The organism is Egibacteraceae bacterium, assembly GCA_035540635.1.
Lineage (GTDB): Bacteria > Actinomycetota > Nitriliruptoria > Euzebyales > Egibacteraceae > DATLGH01.
The window spans coordinates 24,421-45,220 of sequence record DATLGH010000012.1; the positions used below are offsets into that span (position 1 = coordinate 24,421).

General features: G+C 74.3%; 22 protein-coding genes. 12 read left to right on the plus strand and 10 right to left on the minus strand.

Translation table 11 applies throughout. The features are described 5' to 3' along the window. Positions 1 to 128: 128 nt before the first annotated feature. Both VM324_02370 and VM324_02375 read left to right on the plus strand, forming a co-directional pair. The gene (locus tag VM324_02370) at positions 129 to 338 is read left to right on the plus strand and encodes a hypothetical protein (GenBank protein ID HVL98121.1); all 210 of its coding nucleotides are present in this window, start codon (positions 129 to 131) and stop codon (positions 336 to 338) included. Between the two features lie 97 nt (positions 339 to 435). Next, positions 436 to 1,398, plus strand: coding sequence for a glutathione S-transferase C-terminal domain-containing protein (locus tag VM324_02375; protein HVL98122.1), 963 nt, complete (start codon positions 436 to 438; stop codon positions 1,396 to 1,398). Between the two features lie 527 nt (positions 1,399 to 1,925). On the opposite strand, the gene VM324_02380 is transcribed toward VM324_02375, so the two are convergent. Beyond that, complete coding sequence (locus VM324_02380; protein HVL98123.1) at positions 1,926 to 2,402, minus strand: hypothetical protein; 477 nt, start codon at positions 2,400 to 2,402, stop codon at positions 1,926 to 1,928. Positions 2,403 to 2,544: 142 nt separating this feature from the next. On the opposite strand from VM324_02380, the gene modA reads away from it, so the two are divergent. From modA to VM324_02395, 3 genes are read left to right on the plus strand one after another with little or no spacing between them, the layout of a single operon-like run. Further along, positions 2,545 to 3,348 (plus strand): molybdate ABC transporter substrate-binding protein, encoded by an 804-nt coding sequence (gene modA, locus VM324_02385; GenBank protein HVL98124.1) that lies wholly within the window; start codon positions 2,545 to 2,547, stop codon positions 3,346 to 3,348. Then, on the plus strand, positions 3,345 to 4,181 hold the full coding sequence (locus VM324_02390; protein ID HVL98125.1) for an ABC transporter permease: 837 nt from the start codon (positions 3,345 to 3,347) through the stop codon (positions 4,179 to 4,181). The genes modA and VM324_02390 overlap by 4 nt, the downstream gene beginning before the upstream one ends. Continuing rightward, positions 4,178 to 5,230, plus strand: a complete 1,053-nt coding sequence (locus VM324_02395) for an ABC transporter ATP-binding protein (GenBank protein HVL98126.1) — start codon at positions 4,178 to 4,180, stop codon at positions 5,228 to 5,230. The genes VM324_02390 and VM324_02395 overlap by 4 nt, the downstream gene beginning before the upstream one ends. Positions 5,231 to 5,245: 15 nt before the next feature. Here the strand turns inward: VM324_02395 and VM324_02400 are convergent, their stop codons facing one another. Beyond that, the gene (locus VM324_02400; protein ID HVL98127.1) at positions 5,246 to 5,800 is read right to left on the minus strand and encodes a pyridoxamine 5'-phosphate oxidase family protein; all 555 of its coding nucleotides are present in this window, start codon (positions 5,798 to 5,800) and stop codon (positions 5,246 to 5,248) included. Positions 5,801 to 5,874: 74 nt separating this feature from the next. Here VM324_02400 and VM324_02405 point away from each other — a divergent pair, with 74 nt between their 5' ends. The 4 genes from VM324_02405 to VM324_02420 all read left to right on the plus strand — a co-directional run bounded on the left by VM324_02405 (position 5,875) and on the right by VM324_02420 (position 10,253). After that, complete coding sequence (locus VM324_02405) at positions 5,875 to 6,477, plus strand: LmeA family phospholipid-binding protein (GenBank protein ID HVL98128.1); 603 nt, start codon at positions 5,875 to 5,877, stop codon at positions 6,475 to 6,477. Positions 6,478 to 6,593: 116 nt separating this feature from the next. Beyond that, the gene (locus VM324_02410; protein ID HVL98129.1) at positions 6,594 to 7,724 is read left to right on the plus strand and encodes a UDP-galactopyranose mutase; all 1,131 of its coding nucleotides are present in this window, start codon (positions 6,594 to 6,596) and stop codon (positions 7,722 to 7,724) included. A 98-nt stretch (positions 7,725 to 7,822) separates the two neighbouring features. Continuing rightward, positions 7,823 to 9,142, plus strand: coding sequence for a family 1 glycosylhydrolase (locus tag VM324_02415; protein ID HVL98130.1), 1,320 nt, complete (start codon positions 7,823 to 7,825; stop codon positions 9,140 to 9,142). Further along, a complete protein-coding gene (locus tag VM324_02420; protein HVL98131.1) occupies positions 9,129 to 10,253 on the plus strand; it encodes a glycosyltransferase in 1,125 nt (374 codons plus the stop codon). Before VM324_02415 ends, VM324_02420 begins: the two co-directional genes overlap by 14 nt. Here VM324_02420 and VM324_02425 read toward each other — a convergent pair. The 8 genes from VM324_02425 to VM324_02460 form a co-directional block, all read right to left on the minus strand. After that, on the minus strand, positions 10,222 to 11,376 hold the full coding sequence (locus VM324_02425) for an acyl-CoA dehydrogenase family protein (protein ID HVL98132.1): 1,155 nt from the start codon (positions 11,374 to 11,376) through the stop codon (positions 10,222 to 10,224). The two genes, VM324_02420 and VM324_02425, sit on opposite strands and share 32 nt — an antisense overlap. Positions 11,377 to 11,492: 116 nt before the next feature. Further along, positions 11,493 to 11,657, minus strand: coding sequence for a hypothetical protein (locus VM324_02430; protein ID HVL98133.1), 165 nt, complete (start codon positions 11,655 to 11,657; stop codon positions 11,493 to 11,495). Then, on the minus strand, positions 11,657 to 12,589 hold the full coding sequence (locus VM324_02435) for a hydroxymethylglutaryl-CoA lyase (protein ID HVL98134.1): 933 nt from the start codon (positions 12,587 to 12,589) through the stop codon (positions 11,657 to 11,659). The genes VM324_02430 and VM324_02435 overlap by 1 nt, the downstream gene beginning before the upstream one ends. After that, complete coding sequence (locus VM324_02440) at positions 12,586 to 14,577, minus strand: biotin carboxylase N-terminal domain-containing protein (protein HVL98135.1); 1,992 nt, start codon at positions 14,575 to 14,577, stop codon at positions 12,586 to 12,588. Before VM324_02440 ends, VM324_02435 begins: the two co-directional genes overlap by 4 nt. A 10-nt stretch (positions 14,578 to 14,587) precedes the next feature. Further along, positions 14,588 to 15,382: an enoyl-CoA hydratase-related protein gene (locus tag VM324_02445; protein ID HVL98136.1), complete on the minus strand. Its 795-nt coding sequence runs from the start codon at positions 15,380 to 15,382 to the stop codon at positions 14,588 to 14,590. A gap of 22 nt (positions 15,383 to 15,404) precedes the next feature. Beyond that, on the minus strand, positions 15,405 to 15,641 hold the full coding sequence (locus tag VM324_02450; protein HVL98137.1) for a hypothetical protein: 237 nt from the start codon (positions 15,639 to 15,641) through the stop codon (positions 15,405 to 15,407). 59 nt (positions 15,642 to 15,700) lie between these two features. After that, a complete protein-coding gene (locus tag VM324_02455; protein HVL98138.1) occupies positions 15,701 to 17,110 on the minus strand; it encodes a cytochrome P450 in 1,410 nt (469 codons plus the stop codon). A gap of 5 nt (positions 17,111 to 17,115) precedes the next feature. Then, positions 17,116 to 18,744, minus strand: a complete 1,629-nt coding sequence (locus VM324_02460; protein ID HVL98139.1) for a carboxyl transferase domain-containing protein — start codon at positions 18,742 to 18,744, stop codon at positions 17,116 to 17,118. Positions 18,745 to 18,858: 114 nt separating this feature from the next. Here VM324_02460 and VM324_02465 point away from each other — a divergent pair, with 114 nt between their 5' ends. From VM324_02465 to VM324_02475, 3 genes are all read left to right on the plus strand, one after another. After that, a complete protein-coding gene (locus VM324_02465) occupies positions 18,859 to 19,479 on the plus strand; it encodes a hypothetical protein (GenBank protein HVL98140.1) in 621 nt (206 codons plus the stop codon). Next, positions 19,476 to 20,327: an LCP family protein gene (locus tag VM324_02470; protein HVL98141.1), complete on the plus strand. Its 852-nt coding sequence runs from the start codon at positions 19,476 to 19,478 to the stop codon at positions 20,325 to 20,327. Before VM324_02465 ends, VM324_02470 begins: the two co-directional genes overlap by 4 nt. Positions 20,328 to 20,438: 111 nt before the next feature. Beyond that, positions 20,439 to 20,800 (plus strand): thioesterase family protein (locus VM324_02475; GenBank protein ID HVL98142.1); only part of this gene is annotated, 362 nt, incomplete at its 3' end.

The following is a 20,800-nucleotide window of genomic DNA, read 5'->3' on the forward strand; positions in this document are numbered from 1 at the left end:
GCCCGAGGCCCCCGGAGCCCTCACCACGCCCGCTGAGCCCGGGTTCCGCCCGGCCCGCTCGTCCCCGGGCGGAGAAATTGCCGCGGTCATACGAGGTTGAACGTAGGTGTTCGGGGAATGGATCGGCCTTGCGACTCCGCGACGGCGTGGAGCCACAGGCCAAGGAGATCACCGTGACTGCACGCAAGACGCTCACCGCGGCCGCCCTCGCGGCCCTGCTCGCGCTTGGCGGCGTCGCCTGCGACCAGGGGGCCGGCGACGGAGGCACGACCGACACACCCGCCGGCACCGACGGCGGCGGCGCTGGTGGCGGTGGCGCCGGCACCGGAGGGTCCTAGCTCCACCTGATCCACCGAGTTCCCGACGGACGCGAGGAGCCTGGCCCCTCGCGTCCGTCGCGCTTGGGGGGCGCGGCGCGAGGGGTAGGAAGCAGCCATGCAGCAGACCACGCTCGACCACAACGGGGACTTCGTCCGGTCCACCGACCTCTTCGACGCCCGGATCACCGTCGACGGCGGCTCGCCGTGGCCCGTGGAGCCCCGGCGCTACCGGCTCGTCGTCAGCCTCGCCTGCCCGTGGGCGCACCGTTCGCTGATCGTGCGCCGGCTGCTCGGCCTGGAGGACGTCATCTCGCTGGCCGTGGTCGACCCGATCCAGGACGCGCGGAGCTGGCGCTTCACCCTCGACCCCGACGGCCGCGATCCCGTGCTCGGCATCCGCTACCTGTCCGAGGCCTACCACGCCGCCGACCCCTCCTACGAGGGCGGCGTCAGCGTGCCGGCGATCGTCGACGTGCCATCGGGGCGGCTCGTCACGAACGACTACCACCAGATAACCCTCGACCTCGCCACGCAGTGGCAAGCCCACCACCGACCGGGCGCGCCCGACCTCTACCCCGAGGACCTGCGCGAGGAGATCGACGAGGTCAACGCGCTCGTCTTCCGCGACGTGAACAACGGCGTCTACCAGGCGGGGTTCGCACAGACCCAGCAGGCCTACGAGCGGGCCTACGAGCGGTTGTTCCGCCGGCTCGACTGGCTCACCGAGCGCCTCGCGCGGAGCCGCTACCTCGCCGGCGACCAGATCACCGAGGCCGACGTGCGCCTGTTCACCACCCTCGTGCGCTTCGACGCCGTCTACCACGGCCATTTCAAGTGCAACCGGGAGAAGCTGTCGGAGAATCCGGTGCTGTGGGCCTACGCCCGCGACCTCTACCAGACGCCCGGCTTCGGTGACACGGTCGACTTCGACCACATCAAGCGGCACTACCACCTCGTGCACACCCAGCTCAACCCGTCGGGCATCGTGCCGGCGGGGCCCGACCTCGCCGGCTGGCAGGAGCCGCACCGGCGACAGGCGCGCGGCTGGTCGGGCTATCCCGCCCGCATGAGCGGCTGAACCCGCAGGTCACCGTCGGACCGCTCCACCTCGACCATGTAGCCTCGTCCACGGAGGGCTCCGCCGCGGGCTCCTCGGCGGCCGGCGGCGTGTCGGCGAAGTCGACGCCGCGCTCGGCCCGCAACGCGAGCAGCGTCGGGGCCACCGCGGCCACCACCGCCACGACGAGCAGCGGGGCCCGACCATGCGCCCGACACCCGCGGAAACCCCCGTTTGCGCAACGGCGGCGCAGGCCCCGGCCGCCGCCCGTCCAGCTGGAGGCCGCCGCCCCGGGTTTCCCGCGCATGCGCCGGATTGGTGCAACGTTGGGGGCCGGCCACCGGCCGTCGCGCCGGTCGCCGCGCACCCCCCGCGCCAAGATTCCCGCGCACGGGCCCGTCTCGTGGACACCGCACGGATGGTGGTGTGCGGCGGGGAGGGTGTGCGAGGTGGTCGTGGACGACCGCGGGGCCGCCCGCCCCCTGTTGTGCGATCCCCCAGAGCAGCCTGATGGCGGCTCGTGGAGGGCGACAGAAGTGCGGGTCCCCCTACGAGCAGTCGCAGGCGACGTAACGCAGCGTGTCGACGACCTCGTCGGGGTCGGGAAAGCGATGGTCGGGCGCCGGGAAGGACTCCACGACGGCGGTGTAGCGGTCCGCGACGAGAACGGTCGGCAGCCTGCCGTCGGGACCGAGCATCCGCTCCCGCGCCTGCCCGTCCTCGTCGACCATGACCCGGTAGGCACCGTCGGCGCAGGGGAAGGGGCCGTCGACCGCCTCCGGCAGCACGACCCGGACCTGGGCGTCGGCGCGTCGGATGGCCTCTTCGCGCTCGGCCAGCTGTGCGACCGTGCGCGCGCACGCGTCGCAGCGCGCGTGCAGGAAGCACAGGACGACGGCCGAGCGCTGCCGCAGCTCCGACGGGCGCCACGGCTCGCCGCTGCCGGCGTCGGTCAAGGCCACTTCGGGCAGCAGCTGCTCGGGCATCAGGGCGGTACCGGCCAGATGGTCCTTGGTCACGACCATGGTGATACCTCTACCCTCCGGCGGGGGGCCTTCACCCCGGAGGGCCCCGTGACTATCGGTGCCGCTATGAAGCTCGCCGTCCTCTCGAGAGCATGAGCGCCCACGGTTGACACCGAACCGCGACCGCTGCCAGCATTCCCCCATGCCGGGGGTGCCGGTCGCGGCCATGGCGCGACGCCTGCTTCCCGTGCTGCGCCCCCTCCTGCTCGCCATGGCGCTGACGCTCGTCGTCTCGGCGTGCGCGGGTGCGACCGGCTCCGACGACACCCCCGACGGGGAGGTCGTCGTGTTCGCCGCCGCGTCGCTCGCCGAGGGCTTCACGGCGGTGGGTGAGGCCTTCCGCGGCAAGCACCCGACCGTGGGGGTGCGGTTCAGCTTCGCCGGCAGCGACACGCTGTCGCGCCAGGTCGTCGAGGGGGCGCCCGCCGACGTGCTCGCGTCGGCCGACCCCGTGCAGATGGCCGCGGTCGAGGCGGCGGGCAGCCTCGCCGCACCGCCGTCGGTTTTCGCCCGTAACGTCCTCGCGATCGCCGTGGAGCCCGGCAACCCGCTCGGGATCTCCGGGCTCGCCGACCTCGGTGAGCCCGGTCTCCTCCTCGCCCTTGCCGGCGAGGAGGTGCCGGCCGGCGCGTACGCCCGGTCGGCCCTCGAGGCGGCAGGGGTGACGGTGAGGCCCGCCACGCGGGAACCTGACGTGCGTGCGGCGATGAGCAAGGTCGTCCTCGGCGAGGCCGACGCGGCCATCGTCTACGCGAGCGACGTCGCCGCTGCGGCAGGCCGCGTCGCGGGCGTGGCCATCCCGCCCGAGCACAATGTCAGCGCGGCCTACCTCATCGCCCGGCTGGACGGCGCCCCGAACCCCCGAGGGGCACGCGCGTTCGTCGACTTCGTGCTCGGTGCCGAGGCCCGGGACATCCTCGCCGAGCACGGCTTCCTGCGCCCATGAGCGGCCTACCCGCACCCGCGCGCCGTGCCGGCACGGGCACCGGCGACCCCGGTCGGCGCGGCCTGCCCCGGCCGGTGGTGCCCCTCGCCGTCGCGGGTCTCGCCCTGCTGCTCCTCCCGCTCGCCGGGCTCGTGGCACGGACACCGCTGCGAACGGTGCCCGAGATCCTCGCCGACCCCGCGGTCGGCGAGGCCCTGCGGCTGTCCCTGCTCTCCTCGCTCGCCGCCCTCGTCCTCGCCACCGTCCTCGGCCTGCCCCTCGCGCTGCTCTTCGCCCGCGCCGACTTCCCCGGCAAGAGCCTCCTGCGGGCGCTGGCGGTCCTGCCCATGGTGCTGCCCCCGGTGGTCGGCGGCGTGGGGCTGCTCCTCGCGTTCGGGCGCAGGGGCATCGTCGGCGGGCCGCTCGCGCAGGCGACGGGGATCGTCATCCCGTTCACCCCGGTGGCTGTCGTGCTCGCCGCGACGTTCGTCGCGATGCCTTTCCTCGTCGTGACGGTCGAGTCGGGCCTGCGCCTGCTCGACCGCCGCTACGAGGACGCGGCGACCACGCTCGGGGCGGGTCCCTGGACGACGTTTCGTCGGGTGACCCTGCCGCTCATCTGGCCCTCCCTGGCGGCGGGCATGGCGTTGTGCTGGGCGCGCGCTCTCGGGGAGTTCGGCGCGACCATCACCTTCGCCGGCAACCTGTCCGGGCGCACGCAGACCATGCCGCTGGCAGTCTACGTCGAGCTCCAGCGCAACCCCGAGGCGGCCTACCTGCTGAGCCTGCTGCTGCTCGCGGTGTCCGTCGCGGTCCTCGTCGCGTTGCGCGACCGGTTCCTCGGCGGCCGATGAGCCTGCACGCGCACGTCGTCGCCGACGTCGGTGCCCTGCACCTCGACGTGCGCCTTCACGCGGCCGCCGGTGAGGTCGTCGCCGTGCTCGGGCCGAACGGCGCGGGCAAGACCACGCTGCTGCGGGCCCTCGCCGGGCTCGTGCCGCTGTCGGCCGGCCGCGTCGTCCTCGACGGGCGCGTGCTCGAGGATCCCGCCACCGCCAGCCGTCGTACCGCCGAGGACCGCGACGTCGGGTTCGTCTTCCAGGACCACCTGCTGTTCCCCAACCTGTCCGTCCTCGACAACGTCGCGTTCGGCCTGCGCTGCCGCGGGGTGCGCAAAGGGCGCGCACGCGAGATCGCCGCCGCATGGATCGGTCGCGTCGAGCTGGCGAGCCTCGCACAGGCCCGGCCCGGCGCGCTGTCGGGCGGGCAGGCGCAACGGGTCGCCCTCGCCCGGGCCCTCGCGTGCTCGCCGGCGCTGCTCCTGCTCGACGAGCCCCTGGCGGCCCTCGACGTGCAGGCCCGCCAGTCGATGCGCCGCCTGCTTCGTCGCCACCTCGACGCCTTCGGTGGCCCGTGCGTCATCGTCACCCACCAGCCACTGGAGGCGATCGCGCTCGCGGACCGCCTCGTCATCGTCGAGCAGGGCGTGGTCGTGCAGGACGGCGCAGCCGCGGAAGTGGCCCGCCGGCCCCGCTCCAGGTGGGTCGCGCGTCTCGTCGGCCTCAACCTCTACCGGGGGACGGCCCGCGACCACACGGTCGCGCTCGAGGGCGGAGGATCGCTGCGGACGGCCGACGCGGCCGGCGGCGAGGTCTTTGCGACCGTCCATCCCCGGGCGGTCGCGCTCCATCCCGAGGCTCCTCGGGGAAGTCCCCGCAACGCCTGGCGCGGCACCGTCGCCGAGATCGACCTCCACGGCGACCACGTCCGCGTGCACGTCGAGGGACCGATACCGATCGTCGCCGAGATCACCCCTGCGGGCCTCGCCGACCTGTCCCTCAGCGAGGGTCAGCCGACGTGGGTGTCGGTGAAGGCGAGCGCCGTCGACCTGTTCCCCCGGTGAGGCGCGGCGGGGCCGTCACGCCTGGGCCGGCGGGTAGGCGGGCAGGCCGTCGATGCTCCGCGCGTTGCGCTTGGCGCGGTAGTCGCGCAGCCCCTCCGGGCCCTTCTTCGCGCTCCACCTGTCGAGCACGTCGCGGCCACCCCGCAGCTGCATGAGCGGGACCGCGTAACCGCAGGAGCTCGACACGCGGCTCACGTCCACGCGCACGTACGCGCGGGTGCCAAGGTGGTCGGGGAAGCGGCCGTCGAGATCGTCGAAGCCCGCGTCTCCGGGAAGTACGACCGTGCCCCGCCCGTGGAGCCGAACGATGCGTGGCGGCCCGGAGAAGGCGCAGAACATCACCACGATGCGGCCGTTGTCCCGCAGGTGCGCGACGGTCTCCGCGCCGCTGCCGGTGAGGTCCTGGTAGACGACCGCGCGCGCACCCAGGACGCGGAAGGTGTCGAGCCCCTTCGGGGAGACGTTCACGTGCCCGTCGACCGCGGTCGGCGCCGTGGCGACGAAGAACACCGGCTGAGCCTCGAGCCACTCACCGAGAGCAGCGTCGATGCCGTCGGACTCCTTTGCCATGCCGCGACCGTACCGCACGCCCGGGGCGGCGCGGACTACCCTCGCGCGTGAGTCTGTCAGCGAAAGGCACGTGGATGAAGAAGGTGCTCGTGGGGTTGCTGCTGCTCCTCGCCGTCGTCGCGCTCGCCATCGAGGTGGTCGCTCCCCAGCTGGCGGAGGCCCGCATCGAGGAGCACGTGCAGGCGCGCACGGAGGGCGCGGTGGGGGTTTCCGCCGACGTCGGCACCTTCCCCGTCGTCACCCGACTGCTCGCCACCGAGCGACTCCCCCGGCTCGCCGTCACCCTCGACGAGGTGGCCGGCCAGCAGCTCACGTTCACGTCGGTGCGCTTCGAGCTGCGCGGCGTGTCGCTCGACCGCGACGCTCTGCTCGCCGGCAACGTCCGCGTCCGCGGGATGCAGTCCGGTCACGTCACCGTGACGGCCGACGCCGCCGCGCTGCAGGAGGCGATCGGCGCGCCCGTGCGCCTCGAGGGCGGCAGCGTGATCGCGGACGTGGCCGGGCGCCAGGTGCAGCTGCCGCTCGCGCTCGAGGGCGGGGCGCTGCGCCTGCCCGGCGGGTTGCCGACGCTCGCGCTGCCCGACGTCGTGCCGTGCACGACCGCGGACACCGCCGTGCTCGACGGTCGGATCGAGCTCTCGTGCGCCCTCGAGGAGGTGCCCCTCATCCTCACCTGACCCGCAGGCCGTTTGCCCTGGCGGCCGCGCGGGGAGGAGGCCGTCGCCGGCGTCTGGCGTAGACGCCGCTCGCGCCGGAGCGTCCACTCGCCGCAACCCTCACGGAAGGCTCACTCATGCCGCAGCGCGTCGCGATCGTCGGCGCCGGTTGGACGGGCGCGGTCACCGCCCGGCTGCTGGACGAGGGCGGGGTCTCGGTCGAGGTCTTCGAGCGGGCGGCGGTCGTCGGCGGCCACTCGCGTGTGGAGACGATCAACGGCGTCGTCTACGAGCCGAACGGCGCCCACATCTTCCACACCTCCGACGAGGAGGTCGCCGCCTTCGTGAAGCGCTTCGGGATGGGGCGGCCCTACGAGCACAAGGTCCTCACCGAGGTGTTCCTGTCCGACGACGACGACGAGGCCTGGATGCTGTCGTGGCCGCCGCAGGTCGCCGAGCTCGAGGCGCTGCCGATCTGGTCGCAGATCGCGCGCGAGCTCTCCGAGCTGCCGCCCGAGCCGCACGGCGACGACTTCGCGACGTTCGCGGTGTCCCTCATGGGGCCGACCCTGTACCGGTTGTTCATCGAGGGCTACACGGTGAAGCAGTGGGGCCGCCAGCCCTCGGAGCTGTCGAGCCGGTTCGCGCCGAAGCGCATCGACCTGCGCCGCGACGGCAACCGGCGGCTGTTCCGCGACCGCTACGAGTTCTTCGAGGCCGAAGGCGTCAACGAGGTGATCGGGGCCGTCCTCGCCGACGTACCCGTCACCTGCGGTGTGACGATCCTGGCCGATGACCTGCCCGAGCTCGCCCGCCGGTTCGACGCCGTCGTCATCACCGCGCCGCTCGACGACTTCCTCGGTCGCTCCGGCGAGCTCGAGTGGCGGGGGATCACGATGCGTTCGACCTACCACCCCGTCGACGACGAGGGGGCCACGCGCACCCCCGCGTACGTCGTGAACCGCCCGTCGCTGCGGGTGCCGTACACCCGCACGGTCGAGACGAAGCACGCGACCGGTCAGCGCGCGCCGGGCACGGTCGTCAGCGAGGAGTACCCGGGCGCGCCCGCGCGGCACTACCCCGTCCCGACCGTGGACCGCGTGAACGAGCGCCGCAACGCCGAGCTGAAGGCGGAGATCGAGGCTGGCGCTCCGCTGCCCGTGCTCTTCGCGGGACGGCTGGCGAACTACCTCTACATCAACCAGGACGAGGCGATCAGCCAGGGCATGGCCTGCGCCGACCGCACCGCGGCGCTGCTCGCTCGTTGACGCCGCGACGCGACGTTTGCGGGCCCTCCCGGCGAGGGTAGGTGGCAGCGGAGCCCGGCCACCAACTCGCCCGGCGAACGAGCGAGGAAGGGCTTCCTGTGGGCATCGAGTTCGTCGGGGGTTTCGAAAGCACGTACCTGCCGGCGCACGACCGTGACGTCTTCGAGACGTCGGGGCACGCCACCGCGTGGGCGCAGGACGTCGAGCTGCTGCGTTCGGCCGGCGTTCGCCGGCTGCGCTACCCGGTGCGCTGGCACCGCGTCGAGCCCTCCCCCGGCGCGTACGACTGGCGGGTGACCGACGCGACGCTCGGTCATCTGCGCGAATGCGGGATGGGCGTGATCGTCGACCTCGTGCACCACACGAGCTACCCCGCCTGGCTCACCGACGGCTTCGCCGACACCCGCTTCGGGACCGCGTACCTGCGTTTCTGCGAGGCGTTCGCCGCCCGCTACCCCTGGACCCGTGAGTACACGCTGTTCAACGAGCCGTTCTCGACGCTCTTTCTGGCCGGGCACGAGGCGATCTGGCCGCCCTACGGGCGCGGCATGGCGGACCTCGTGCGGCTGTTCCGCAACGTGCTCCCGGCGGTCGCCGAAGCAGGCCGCATGTACGCCGACGCGCTGCCCGACGCACGCCACGTGTACGTCGACACCTGCGAGCGCCACACCGGCGAGCCGGGCCAGAGCCACCGCTACGCGACGATGGCCAACGACCGGCGGTTCTTCGTCGTCGACGCGCTGCTCGGCCGTGATCTCGACCCGCAGCGGCCGTTCGTGCGTGACGTGCTCGCCGCGGGGGGCGAGGATCTGCTCGACATCGCGCCGTTGTCGATCGACGTGCTCGGGCTCGACTACTACGCCCACTGCCAGTGGCACTTCACCGACGCCGGCGGGGTCATCCCCTCACCGCACCCGCCGCCACTCGCGTCGCTGATCGTCGAGTACGCCGACCGCTACGGGCTGCTTTGCATGCTGAGCGAGACGAACCTGCGGGGCTACGCCTCGGACCGGGCGAGCTGGCTGCGCTACACGCTCGAGCAGTGCGAGCTCGCCGAGGAGGCCGGTGTGGACATCGACGGGTACTGCTGGTTCCCCGCCGTCGACTCCTGCGACTGGGACTCCCTGCTCTTCCGGTGCGACGGCAACGTCGACCCCGTCGGCGTGTGGTGGGTGGACCGCGACGGAGCGCGCAGGGGGTCGTCGATGTCACGCGCGTACGCCCTGGCGGCTGGGGGAGCACCGGCCGCCGAGCTGCCCGCCTACCGGTTCCGCAAGCCGGTCAGCGACTGGCTGCGCGGCTACCTGCCGCAGCTCGCGCACTGGCAATGGCGACCCCCGCCCGAGGGGGAGGGCTGCTCCCAGACCTCGTCCGATGACGACCGCATCGAGTTTCGGATCGCCGATGTCCAACACTGAGCTCGTCGTCTTCTCCCACCTGCGCTGGACCTTCGTCTGGCAGCGGCCGCAGCAGCTGATCTCCCGCCTCGCCGCGGACCGCAAAGTCTTCTTCGTCGAGGAGATGACGCGCGGCGACGTCGACGCCCCGGTGCTCCGCCACGAGCAGGCGGGGCCCGTCACCCGCGTGTGGATGGAGGTCCCGTTCGGCGAACCGGGCGAGCCCGTGGGGTTCGACCTCGCCGGCCAGAGCGGCTACGGCGAGGCGGTCGCCGAGCTCGTCGGCCCGTCAGAGGGCCGTGTGGCCTGGCTCTACACGCCCCTCGCCCTCGACATGGCGCGTGCGGTGGAGCCCGCACTGCTCGTCTACGACGTCATGGACGACCTCGCGTCGTTCAAGGGCGCCTCCCCCCAGCTCGTCCTGCGCCAGCGCCAGACACTCGCGGGAGCGGACATCGTCTTCACGGGTGGCCGGTCGCTGCACCGGACCGTGACGCGCCACCGCACGCCGGGCGTGCACCTGTTCCCCTCCGGGGTGGAGACGCAGCACTACGCGACGGCGCGGCAGCGCCAGCCGCGCACCGGCTCCCGACCCGTCGCCGGCTACGTCGGCGTGGTCGACGAGCGCCTCGACCTGGTGCTCGTCGCCGACCTCGCCGCGGCGCTGCCCGACTGGGAGATCCGCATGGTCGGACCGGTCGCGAAGATCGACCCCTCGTCGCTGCCGCAGGCGCCCAACCTCTCATGGCTCGGCTCCCGCCGCTACGAGGAGCTGCCGGAGGTGATGGCGGGGTTCGACGTCGCGCTCATGCCCTTCGCCCTGAACGACGCGACCCGGTCGATCAGCCCGACGAAGACGCTCGAGTACCTCGCCGCCGGCCTGCCGGTCATCTCCACCCGCGTGCCCGACGTCGTGGCGGACTGCTCGGAGCTCGTCGACCTCTGCGACGACGGGCCGGCGTTCGCCGAGGGCTGCGCCCGGGTCCTCGGTCACGACCGGTTGGAGCGCTACGGGCGCGCGGCCCGGCTGCTCCACGACCGCAGCTGGGACACGATCGCGGCGCGGATGAACGGTCTCATCGGCGCCGGCCTCGAGCGGTTCAGCTCCCCAGCCCGAGCGAGCGGGCGATGAGCAGCCGCTGGACCTCGCTGGTGCCCTCGCCGATCTCGAGGATCTTCGCGTCCTGGTAGAAGCGGCCCACCGGGTACTCGGTGGTGAACCCGTAGCCGCCGAACACCTGGCAGGCCTCGCGCGCGGCGGTCACCGCCGACTCGGTCGCGTAGAGCTTCGCGATGGCCGCGGCCCTCGTGAAGGGTTTCCCGGCCTGCACGAGCCGGCAGGCGTGGCGGTACTGGTTGCGGGCGAGCTCCGCTGCCGCCTCCATGTCGGCGATCTTGAACGCCACGGCCTGGTACGAGCCGATCGGCCTGCCGAACGCCTCCCGCTCGCGCGCATAGCGCACGCACTCGTCGACGCAGCCCTGGATGAGTCCGACGGCGAGCGCCGCGATGGCGATGCGGCCCTCGTCGAGCACGGCGAGGAGGTTCCCCAGACCCCTGCCGGTCTCGCCGAGCTGGTGGTCGGCCGGGACGCGGCAGTCGACGAAGGCGAGGTCGCGGGTGTCGCTCGCGTGCCAGCCGACCTTGCGGTACCCGCCACCGACCGTGAAACCCGCCGTGCCCGTCGGCACGACGAAGTTCGTCACCCTCCGGGGCGGCCCCTCGTCGGTCACCGCGGCGACGACGACGAGCGCGGTGATGGCCGTGCCGGCGTTCGTGATGAACTGCTTGGCGCCGTTTATGACCCAGTCGTCGCCGTCACGCACCGCGGTGGTGCGCAGCGCCCCGGCGTCGGTGCCGCCACCGGGCTCGGTGAGTCCGAAGGCGGCGAGCCGCTCCCCGCGAGCGAGGGGCGGGAGCCAGCGCGCGCGCTGCTCGTCCGTGCCGAACCGGGCGATGGGCATGGCGCCGAGCCCCACCGCGGCCTCCAGGGTCACACCGAGGGACTGGTCGACCCGTCCGATCTCCTCGATCGCGAGGCAGAGCGACAGCAGGTCGCCGCCCATGCCGCCGTCCTCCTCGGCGAACGGCAGGCCGAACAGACCCATGGCCGCCATCTCGCGGACGAGGTCGAGGGGGAACTCCCCTTTCGCGTTCATCTCCTCCGCGCGCGGGGCGACGCGGTCGGCCGCGAACTGCCGGACGACGCGCCGCAGCTCCTCCTGCTCGTCGGTGAGCTCGAACGACGCGGTCACGTTCGTCCTCTCGCGGGGCGATAGGGGGCCGGTTTCGCCGGTCCGGCGGTGCGGCCATGGTCGCATGCCGTGCGAGCGGTGCGGCGGTCCTCGGGGACGCGGCCCTACGCGCCTGCTCAGCGCCGGCGCAGGACGTTGACCGTGAGGCCGGCGATGGCGGCGGCGAGCAGCACGACGGCCGCGACACGCGGCAACCCGTCGAGCGCGGTGACGGCCAGGTAGGCGACGAACGTGAGCACCGCGATGAACAGCAGCCCGCCACCCCGTCCGGCTCCTCCCATCAGGCGTCCTTCCACGCGCGGACGACCCGTGACGGGCTCGGCCGGCCGAGCCGGCCCTCCATCCACCGGCTCGTCGCGACGAGCCGGCCGAGGTCGACGCCGGTGGTGATCCCGAGCCCCTCGAGCATCCACACGAGGTCCTCGGTCGCCAGGTTGCCGGTCGACGACGCCGCGTACGGGCAGCCGCCGAGGCCGCCGGCGGCGGCGTCGACGACGGTCACCCCCGACTGGAGCGCGGCGAGGGTATTCGCGAGCGCCTGGCCGTAGGTGTCGTGGAAGTGCACCGCGAGCCGGTCGGCGCCGACCCCGGCGCGACCGAACGCGGCGATCAGGGCGGTGACGTGGCCGGGGGTGGCGACCCCGATGGTGTCACCGAGGCTCAGCGCGTCGCAGCCGAGCTCGAGCAGCCGCACACCCACCTCGACCGCCTGCGCGACGGGGACCGGGCCCGCCCACGGGTCGCCGAAGCACATGGACAGGTAGGCGCGGACACCGACGCCCGCTGCCCGGGCCTCGGCGACCACGGGACGGAACATCGCGATGGACCCGTCGACGCTGCGGTTGAGGTTGCGCCGCGCGAACGCCTCGGTGGCGCTGCCGAAGATGGCGACGTCGGTGACGCCGGCTGCGAGGGCGCGCTGCAGTCCCCGGGCGTTCGGCACGAGCACCGGGTAGCGGGTGGCACCGCCGTGGGGCAGGCCGGCCACGACCTCCGCCGCGTCCGCCAGCTGGGGGACCCAGTCGGGATGCACGAAGCTCGTCGCCTCCACGACGGCGAGGCCCGCGTCGGCGAGCCGGCGGATGAGCTCGATCTTCACCGGCGTCGGGACGGTGCCCGCCTCGTTCTGCAGGCCGTCACGGGGCCCGACCTCGTAGACGGTGACGCGGGCGGGAAGCCCGTCGAGTGGCACGCGCTGCGGCCGGGGGCTCACGCGGTTCCGCCGGTCTGCTCGACGACCGCGAGGACCTGCTCGAGGTGGACCCGCTCGCCGAGGCGCACCGCGATCGCCGTCACCGTGCCGTCGACCGGCGCGGTCACGGGGTGCTCCATCTTCATGGCCTCCACGACGACGAGCGTCTGTCCCACCCGCACCGCGTCCCCCGGGGCGACGTGCACGGCGGCGACCGTGCCGGGCATCGGCGCGACGAGCGGTCCGCCGGCCGCGGCCGCGGCCGCGTGGCGGGCGGCGGCCAGCTCGTGCTCCTCGGCGAGCGCCCAGGTCCCGAGCCCGGGAGCGGCGAGCCACACGACGCCGTCGCCGAAGGCGGCGGTGAACACGACCTGCTCGCCGGCGACCTCGGTGACGAGGACGTGACCGTCCCGGCGGACGCGTGCGGGCAGGACGGGCCCGTCGTCGACGCGCACCTCGGCGGCACCCGGTCCCCCGCGGGTGGCGACGTCCGCGATGCGCCCGCCCGCACGGACGCGCCAGCGCGCCCACGCCCGCTCACCGACGCGCCAGCCGCCGACGAGGTCGAACGCGTCCACGGTCGGGCCCACCGCCCCGAGCTCCGCGAGCTTGGCGAGGCCCGCCGCCGCGAGGACGGTCTCGGGGACGACCGTCGCGCTGACCAGCTCGTCGACGGCGCGCTCGACGAGGAGGGTGTCGAGGCGGCCCGCCTCCACGTCGGGGTGGGCGAGGAGCGCGGTGAGAAAGCTCGCGTTCGTCACCACCCCGAGGATCGCGGAGGCGTCGAGGTGGCGGCGGAGCCGGCGCAGCGCGGACCCGCGGTCGGGACCCCAGGCGATGACCTTGCCGAGCAGCGGGTCGTAGGCGCTGCCGACCGACGCGCCCGCATCGACGCCCCGGTCGGTCCGCACGTCCTCGGCTGGCGGCTCCCACCAGCCGAGGACGGTGCCCCCCGTCGGCAGGAACCCGCGGGCGGGGTCCTCGGCGTTCACGCGCGCCTCGATCGCGTGGCCCCGTGGCCGCAGCTGCTCCTGCGTGACCGGCAGCGGGTGACCGGCGGCGACCTGCAGCTGCCAGGCGACGAGATCCACCCCGTACACCATCTCGGTGACCGGGTGCTCGACCTGCAGGCGGGTGTTCATCTCGAGGAAGAAGTAGTGGAGGGCGCCGGCGTCGACGAGGAACTCCACCGTGCCCGCGCCGACGTAGCCGCACGCCTGCGCGACAGCGACGGCGTGCGCCGCCATGCGGTTGCGCAGGTCCTCGTCGGTCAGCGGCGACGGGCACTCCTCGATGATCTTCTGGTGGCGGCGCTGCAGGCTGCACTCGCGCTCGCCGAGGTGCACGACGCCGCCGTGGGCGTCGGCGAACACCTGGACCTCGACGTGGCGGGCCCGCCGCAGGTACCGCTCGAGCAGCAGCGCGTCGTCACCGAACGCCCCGAGGGCCTCGCGGCGGGCGGCGGCGAGGCCCTCGGCCAGCTCTCCGGGCCCCGCGACGACCCGCATGCCCCTGCCGCCGCCCCCGGCGGCGGCCTTCACGAGCAGCGGGTAGCCGACGTCGCCGGCGGCCGCGATCAGCGCCGCGTCGTCCATGCCGGGCCGGTGCACCCCCGGCACGACCGGCACCCCGGCGGCCTCCGCAAGAGCCTTCGCCCGGGTCTTGTCGCCCATCGCCTCGAGCGCGTCGGCAGGCGGCCCGACGAACACGAGCCCCGCCTCGGCGCACGCGCGGGCGAACCCCGCGTTCTCCGACAGGAAGCCGTAGCCGGGGTGCACCGCCTGGGCGCCCGTGCGCCGCGCCGCCGCGACGAGCCGCTCGGCGGACAGGTAGGACGCTGCCGGTGGCTCGGCGCCGATGCGCACCGCGACGTCGGCCGCCCGCGCGTGCGGGGCGTCCTCGTCGGCGTCGCTGTACACGGCGACCGACCGGATGCCGAGCCGCGCGAGGGTGCGGATGACGCGCACCGCGATCTCCCCGCGGTTGGCGACGAGCACCGTGTCGAACACGCCGCGCCCTTCAGGAACCCGGCGCCCAGGGCGGGGCGCGCCTGTCGAGGAACGCCGCCATGCCCTCCTGGGCCTCTGCGCCGACGCGCAGGTCGGCGATGACCTCGGCGGTGGCGGCGGCGGCCTCGTCGAGCGGCCGGAGCGCCCCCTCGGGCAGGCGCTTGGCGGCGGCGACGGCACGCGGCCCGGCGCGCAGGCAGCGCTCGACGCACGCCGCGACGGCGGCGTCGAGGGCCGCGGCGTCGACGGACACCTCGTGCACGAGGCCCACCTGCCGGGCGCGCTCGGCGCCGAAGCGCGCTCCGGTGACGAACGCCGCCCGCGCGAACGAGGGGCCGACCTTGCGGACGACGTAGGGCGAGACGACCGCCGGGGCGAGGCCGAGGACGACCTCGGGGAGCCCGAACGTCGCGTCGGCGACCGTCAGCGCCACGTCGCACACCGCGACGAGCCCGACGCCGCCGCCGAGCGCGGCGCCGTTCACCCGGCCGACGAGGGGCTTCGGCAGGTCGTGGAGCGCGCGGAGCATGGCGGCGAGGCGCTTGGCGTCGGCGAGGTTGTCGGCGTGGGAGTAGCCCCGCGTCGCGCGCATCCAGCCGAGGTCGGCGCCGGCGCTGAACACCCCGCCGGCGCCCGTCAGCACGACGACGCGCACGGCGTCGTCGGCCGCGAGCGCGTCCGCGGCGGCGAGCAGCGCCGCGACGAGGCCGTCGTCGAAGGCGTTGCGCACCTCGGGCCGGTTCATCGTGACGGTGGCGACTCCACGCCCGTCCCGGTCCACCGCGAGCGTCCCGTCGACGGCCATCTCCTTCTCGCCCCGCCCGTCCCTAGACGGGACCGGGATGGCCGCCCTCGAGTCCGGGCGTGAGGTCGGTCGCGGCGAGGCACGCGGGGCACGCCTTGCCGCCGTCGACGTGCTCGGCGGGGATCCAGCGCACCCTGCCCTCGGCGCCGCAGACGGTCGTGGCGTCCCAGGCCCGCACGACGTCGTCGTCGGGTGCCGGGCTGAGGTGCTGGGCGTCGCGGTCGTCGTCGAGCCACACCCGGACCCGCTCACCAGCCATGCGTGCCTCCTTGCCCGCGGTCGCTGTGTGTCATCACAGGATGGCATCCCGGGGGCTCCTCAGCCGCCCGGCACGCGGCGCGCCGGGACCATCCACAACCCGTCGCGGGGGCGCAGCGTGAGCAGGGGGTCGAGGACGAGGGGGCGCTCGGGCAGCGCGCGCAGCCGCCACGAGCGGGCGATGGCCGCGAGCGCGAGCACGCCCTCCGTCCAGGCGAACCCCTCGCCGATGCAGCGGCGCACCCCACCGCCGAACGGGAAGAACGTCCACCGCGGACGCCCTGCGACCGGGTCGGCCCAGCGGTCGGGGTCGCAGCGCTGCGGGTCGGGCCACCAGCGCGGGTCGCGGTGGACGACCCACTGCGGCGCCAGCACGAGGTCGCCCTTCGCCACGAGGTGGTCGCCGACCGCGTGGTCCTCGACCGCCTGGCGACCCATCGCCCACGACGGGGGGTACAGGCGCAGCGCCTCGGCGATGAGGCCCCGGCATCGCGCCAGCCGCCCGACGTCGGTGGACTCGGGCGCCCGCCCGCCGAGCACCTCGTCGATCTCGGCGTGCACGCTCGCGTCGACGGCGGGGTCGGCCGCCATGAGGTGGAAGGCGAAGGTGAGGGCGTTCGCGGTGGTCTCGTGTCCGGCGAGCAGGAGCGTCAGGGCCTCGTCACGGATCTCGTCGTCGCTCAGCGCGTCGGCGCCGTCCTGCAGGACGAGGGCGGACAGGAGGTCCCCGGCGTCCTCGCCGCTCGCGCGACGCTCGGCGATCATCCGGCCGACCAGCCGGTGCAGCGTCGCCCTGCCGCGCTGGAGGCGGCGCATGGGCCCGACCGGCAGGCGGTGCAGGCGCCAGCCGAACGGCACGAAGGCGAGCTTGTACGCGCTCAGCAGGTCGGCGATCGCGCCGTCGATCGCGGCGACGTCGGACTCCACGTCGGTGCCGAGGAGGGTCGCGCCGGCCACGGTCAGCGTCGTGCGGACCGCTTCGGCGTGTACGTCGACCGCCTGCCCGGGCACCCACCCGGCGGCGGCCCGCTCCGCCTGCGCCACCATGACCGGGGCGTAGCCCGCGACGCGGCGGGGGTGGAAGGCGTGCTGGAGCAGGCGCCGGTGCCGGCTGTGCGTGGCGCCCTCGGCGGTGAGCAGCCCCTCGCCGAGCACGAGCCGCGCGCGCTGCAGGACGGGGCCCTTGCGGAAGCCCCGGGCGCCGGCGCCGAGCACGCCGGCGATGTCGTCGGGGTGGGCGAGCTGCCAGACGCGGTAGGGGCCGACGCGGAACGCCGCGACGTCGCCGTGGTCGCGGGCGAGACGGGTGAGGAACCCGAGCCGGTCGGCGCGGAAGGCCGGCAGGTCGCCCACGAGCGGCAGGGGCCGGCGGCGGGCGGGGCGCCGTCCGCGGTGGCGGTCGGTGACCGCGGGGGTGTCGGGGCTGCGTCGCTCCCCGGATGACGCAGTCCCGACACCGTCGCTCGTCAACCCCCTCACATCCTGAAGACGCCGTAGCGGGGCGGCGCGACCGGGGCGTTGGCGCACGCGGACAGGGCGAGCCCGAGGACCATGCGGGTGTCGGCGGGGTCGATGACCCCGTCGTCCCACAGCCGTGCGGTCGCGTAGTAGGGGTTGCCCTGATGCTCGTACTGGGCGCGGACGGGCGCCTTGAAGGCCTCCTCGTCCTCGGCGGACCAGGGCTCTCCCGCCGCCTCGGCCTGCTCGCGGCGGATCGTGGCAAGCACCGCCGCGGCCTGCTCGCCGCCCATCACCGAGATCCGCGCGTTCGGCCACGTCCAGAGGAACCGGGGCGAGAACGCCCGGCCGCACATGCCGTAGTTGCCCGCGCCGAACGACCCGCCGATCACGACCGTGAGCTTCGGGACCGCCGCGCACGCGACCGCGGTGACCATCTTCGCCCCGTCCTTGGCGATCCCACCGGCCTCGTACTCCCGGCCGACCATGAACCCGGCGATGTTCTGGAGGAAGAGGAGGGGGATGCCGCGCTGGTCGCAGAGCTCGATGAAGTGGGTGCCCTTGAGCGCGGACTCGCCGAACAGGATGCCGTTGTTGGCCACGATCCCGACGGGGTGACCGAGGATCCGGGCGAAACCCGTGACGAGCGTCGTCGCGTACAGCGCCTTGAACTCGTGGAACCGGCTGCCGTCGACGACGCGGGCGATCACCTCGCGGACGTCGTAGGGGGTTCGCGGGTCGGTCGGCACCACGCCGTAGAGCTCGCCCGGGTCGACGGCCGGCTCGGTGACCGGGGCGACGTCCCAGGGCGGCTCCGGCCGGCGCCCGAGCGTCGCGACGATCGATCGCACGCGCAGCAGAGCGTCGGCATCGTCGGCGGCGAGGTGGTCGACCACCCCTGAGGTGCGGGCGTGGAGGTCCCCCCCGCCGAGCTCCTCGGCGGACACGACCTCGCCGGTCGCCGCCCGCACGAGCGGCGGCCCGCCGAGGAAGATCGTGCCCTGACCGCGCACGATCACCGTCTCGTCGCTCATCGCGGGGACGTAGGCGCCGCCGGCGGTGCACGACCCGAGCACCGCCGCGATCTGCGGGATCCCCCGCGCGGACATCCGCGCCTGGTTGAAGAAGATGCGCCCGAAGTGGTCGCGGTCGGGAAAGACTTCGTCCTGGCGGGGCAGGAACGCGCCGCCCGAGTCGACGAGGTAGACGCACGGCAGGCGGTTGTCGAGGGCGACCTCCTGCGCGCGCAAGTGCTTCTTCACCGTCATGGGGTAGTAGGTCCCGCCCTTGACCGTCGCGTCGTTCGCGACGGCGACGACGAGCCGGCCGGCGATGCGGCCGACGCCGGTGATGAGCCCCGCCGCGGGCGCGTCGCCGTCGTACAGCTCGTGCGCCGCGAGGGGCGAGAGCTCGAGGAAGGGGCTCGACGGGTCGAGCAGCTTGTCCACCCGGTCGCGTGGAAGGAGCTTCCCCCGTGCGGCGTGGCGCTCGCGGGCGCGCTCACCGCCCCCACGGGCGGCCGCCGCGAGTCGCTCGCGCAGCTCGGCGACGAGCCCCCGGTGCGACGCGACGTTGCGCGCGAAGGTCGCCGACCGGGGGTCCGCGGTCGTGGGGAGCACGTCACCGGACGGCATCGCAGCCGTCATGCGGGGTGCCGCCGTCCGGCGTTGCTGGCCATGAGGGAAGCGTAACGCCGCCGCTGCTCGTCCCTGTCCGACCGGCCCCTGACGCGGCGGGGGCTGACCGGGCATCCTTGAGCGGTGCGCGGGGCCCCTCTTCGGACGCTCGTCGCCGCCGCGTGTTGCGCGGTGGCGGTGGCCGCCTGCCAGGCGGCGCCGGAGGCGAGCCCCGGTGCCTCCGATCGCGGTGACGGGGCGGGGGCGCCCTTCGACCTCACCGTCGAGGACATCGTCATCGTCGGCATGGACAACGCCGGCATCCTCGGCGTGGCGGGCACCCCGCCGAGCGACGCGGCCGCGGCCGCGGCGGTCAGCGCCGCGCGCGACGCGCTCGGGGCGTTCCTGAACGCCCAGCTCGTCGACGAGGCGACCCGGTTCTCCGCAGCGCCCGTCGACCAGCTGCTGTCGGCGCGCGCGCGCGCGACGGCGAGCGAGAACGACCGTGCGGGACTCGGGCAGGTGGACCTGCCCGTCGCCCGCACGATCACGGGGCCCGCGTCGGCCGTCGCCGAGGTGCTGCTGCACGGTGAGGAGGTCCACGCCGTGACGCTGTCCTTCAACGCGCTGCTCACCGTCGAGCTCGCGGGCGGCACCGCCTCCGCCGCAAAGCAGTCCGGCGCCATGACGTTCCTCCCGACGGAGGAGGGCTGGCGGGCCGACGCCGTCGAGGTCACCATCGAGCTGCCGGAGGGGGCCCCATGAGGCGGCTGGCGCTCGCCGTCGTCGTCGCCGGCTGCCTGCTCGGGTTGGCGGCGTCAGCCTTCGCCACCGCGGCCCTGCGGGCCTCGGTGCACCCCGCGCACGCCCAGGACGGCCTGCTCACCATCCTCGCCATCGGCTCGGACATCGGCCCGCCGCACCGGCCCGGCGATCCGCTGCACGGGCGCGCCGACGGTGTGCACCTCATCGCCGTGGACGCGACCACGCGCCGCGCGACGATCGTCAACATCCCCCGCGACGCGTCCGTCGGGGGGCAGAAGCTGTCCGACCTGCTCTACTACCTCGGACCCGACGCCTTCACCGCAAGGGTCGCGGAGTTCGCCGGGGTGCGCATCGACTACTGGGCGCTCATGACCTTCCGGTCCATCGAGGACGTCGTCGACGGGCTGGGCGGCGTCGACGTGCACATCCCCCAGCCCATGCACGACGCCTTCTCCGGGTCGAAGTTCCCCGCGGGGCCCCAGCGGCTCGCCGGGCACCAGGCCCTCGCCTACGTGCGCGACCGCAAGTCCGTGGCCGGCGGCGACTTCGGGCGCAGCGCCAACCACGGCAACCTCATGCGCTTCGCGCACGCGCAGGTGCGCGGAAACGTGACGAACCTGCCGGAGCTCGGCCGCATGGTCGCCCTGTTCGCCCGCAACACCGTGACGAACATCCCCCGCTCCGAGCTCCTGCCGCTCGCGCGGCTCGCGCTGATGATCGAGCCGGGTGACGTGCGCCAGACCGCCCTGCAGGGCACCTTCGGGTTCGGCCCCGGCGGCGCGTCCGTCGTGCACGTGCAGCCCGGCGACGCGTTCGACCGCATCCGGGCGGGCCAGGTCGGTCCCTGAGGGACCGGCGAGCTCGGCGCTGCGGACCGGGCGCCGCGGCGCACTATCCTTGCGCCGCAATCCGATGAGGGGGCCTCACGGCCCCCGCTCCCGCGGCAGGAAGACCCGACGATGCACTGCACCGAGGTGAAGGTCCGGTTCAGCGAGCTCGACCCCTACGGCCACGTCAACCACGCGGTGCACCTCACCTACTTCGAGACCGCCCGGATCGAGGCGCTCGGGAGCATCGGCCTCGGGCTGGCGCGGCTGCAGGACGAGGGCTTCCACCTCATCGTCGTCGAGGTCCAGGCGCGCTACCTGCGGCCGGCGATGTTCGGCGACGTGCTGACCGTCGAGACGGCGATCGCCGAGGTCCGGGCGGCGTCCGCCCGCTGGAGCCAACGCATGACCCGGGGCGACGAGCTCATCGCCACCTTGGAGCTGCGCGGCTGCGGGTGGAGCATGTCCGAACGGGCGTGCGGTCCGCCGAATGG

Excerpts from the sequence above, each read along its gene's own strand:
- VM324_02450 (HVL98137.1), bottom strand. The coding sequence starts at position 15,641 with ATGGCTGGTGAGCGGGTCCGGGTGTGGCTCGACGACGACCGCGACGCC.
- VM324_02470 (HVL98141.1), top strand. The coding sequence starts at position 19,476 with ATGAGGCGGCTGGCGCTCGCCGTCGTCGTCGCCGGCTGCCTGCTCGGG.
- VM324_02420 (HVL98131.1), top strand. The coding sequence starts at position 9,129 with ATGTCCAACACTGAGCTCGTCGTCTTCTCCCACCTGCGCTGGACCTTC.
- VM324_02430 (HVL98133.1), bottom strand. The coding sequence starts at position 11,657 with ATGGGAGGAGCCGGACGGGGTGGCGGGCTGCTGTTCATCGCGGTGCTC.
- VM324_02405 (HVL98128.1), top strand. The coding sequence starts at position 5,875 with ATGAAGAAGGTGCTCGTGGGGTTGCTGCTGCTCCTCGCCGTCGTCGCG.
- VM324_02390 (HVL98125.1), top strand. The coding sequence starts at position 3,345 with ATGAGCGGCCTACCCGCACCCGCGCGCCGTGCCGGCACGGGCACCGGC.
- modA (HVL98124.1), top strand. The coding sequence starts at position 2,545 with ATGCCGGGGGTGCCGGTCGCGGCCATGGCGCGACGCCTGCTTCCCGTG.
- VM324_02460 (HVL98139.1), bottom strand. The coding sequence starts at position 18,744 with ATGACGGCTGCGATGCCGTCCGGTGACGTGCTCCCCACGACCGCGGAC.
- VM324_02375 (HVL98122.1), top strand. The coding sequence starts at position 436 with ATGCAGCAGACCACGCTCGACCACAACGGGGACTTCGTCCGGTCCACC.
- VM324_02400 (HVL98127.1), bottom strand. The coding sequence starts at position 5,800 with ATGGCAAAGGAGTCCGACGGCATCGACGCTGCTCTCGGTGAGTGGCTC.
- VM324_02380 (HVL98123.1), bottom strand. The coding sequence starts at position 2,402 with ATGGTCGTGACCAAGGACCATCTGGCCGGTACCGCCCTGATGCCCGAG.
- VM324_02395 (HVL98126.1), top strand. The coding sequence starts at position 4,178 with ATGAGCCTGCACGCGCACGTCGTCGCCGACGTCGGTGCCCTGCACCTC.
- VM324_02445 (HVL98136.1), bottom strand. The coding sequence starts at position 15,382 with ATGGCCGTCGACGGGACGCTCGCGGTGGACCGGGACGGGCGTGGAGTC.
- VM324_02410 (HVL98129.1), top strand. The coding sequence starts at position 6,594 with ATGCCGCAGCGCGTCGCGATCGTCGGCGCCGGTTGGACGGGCGCGGTC.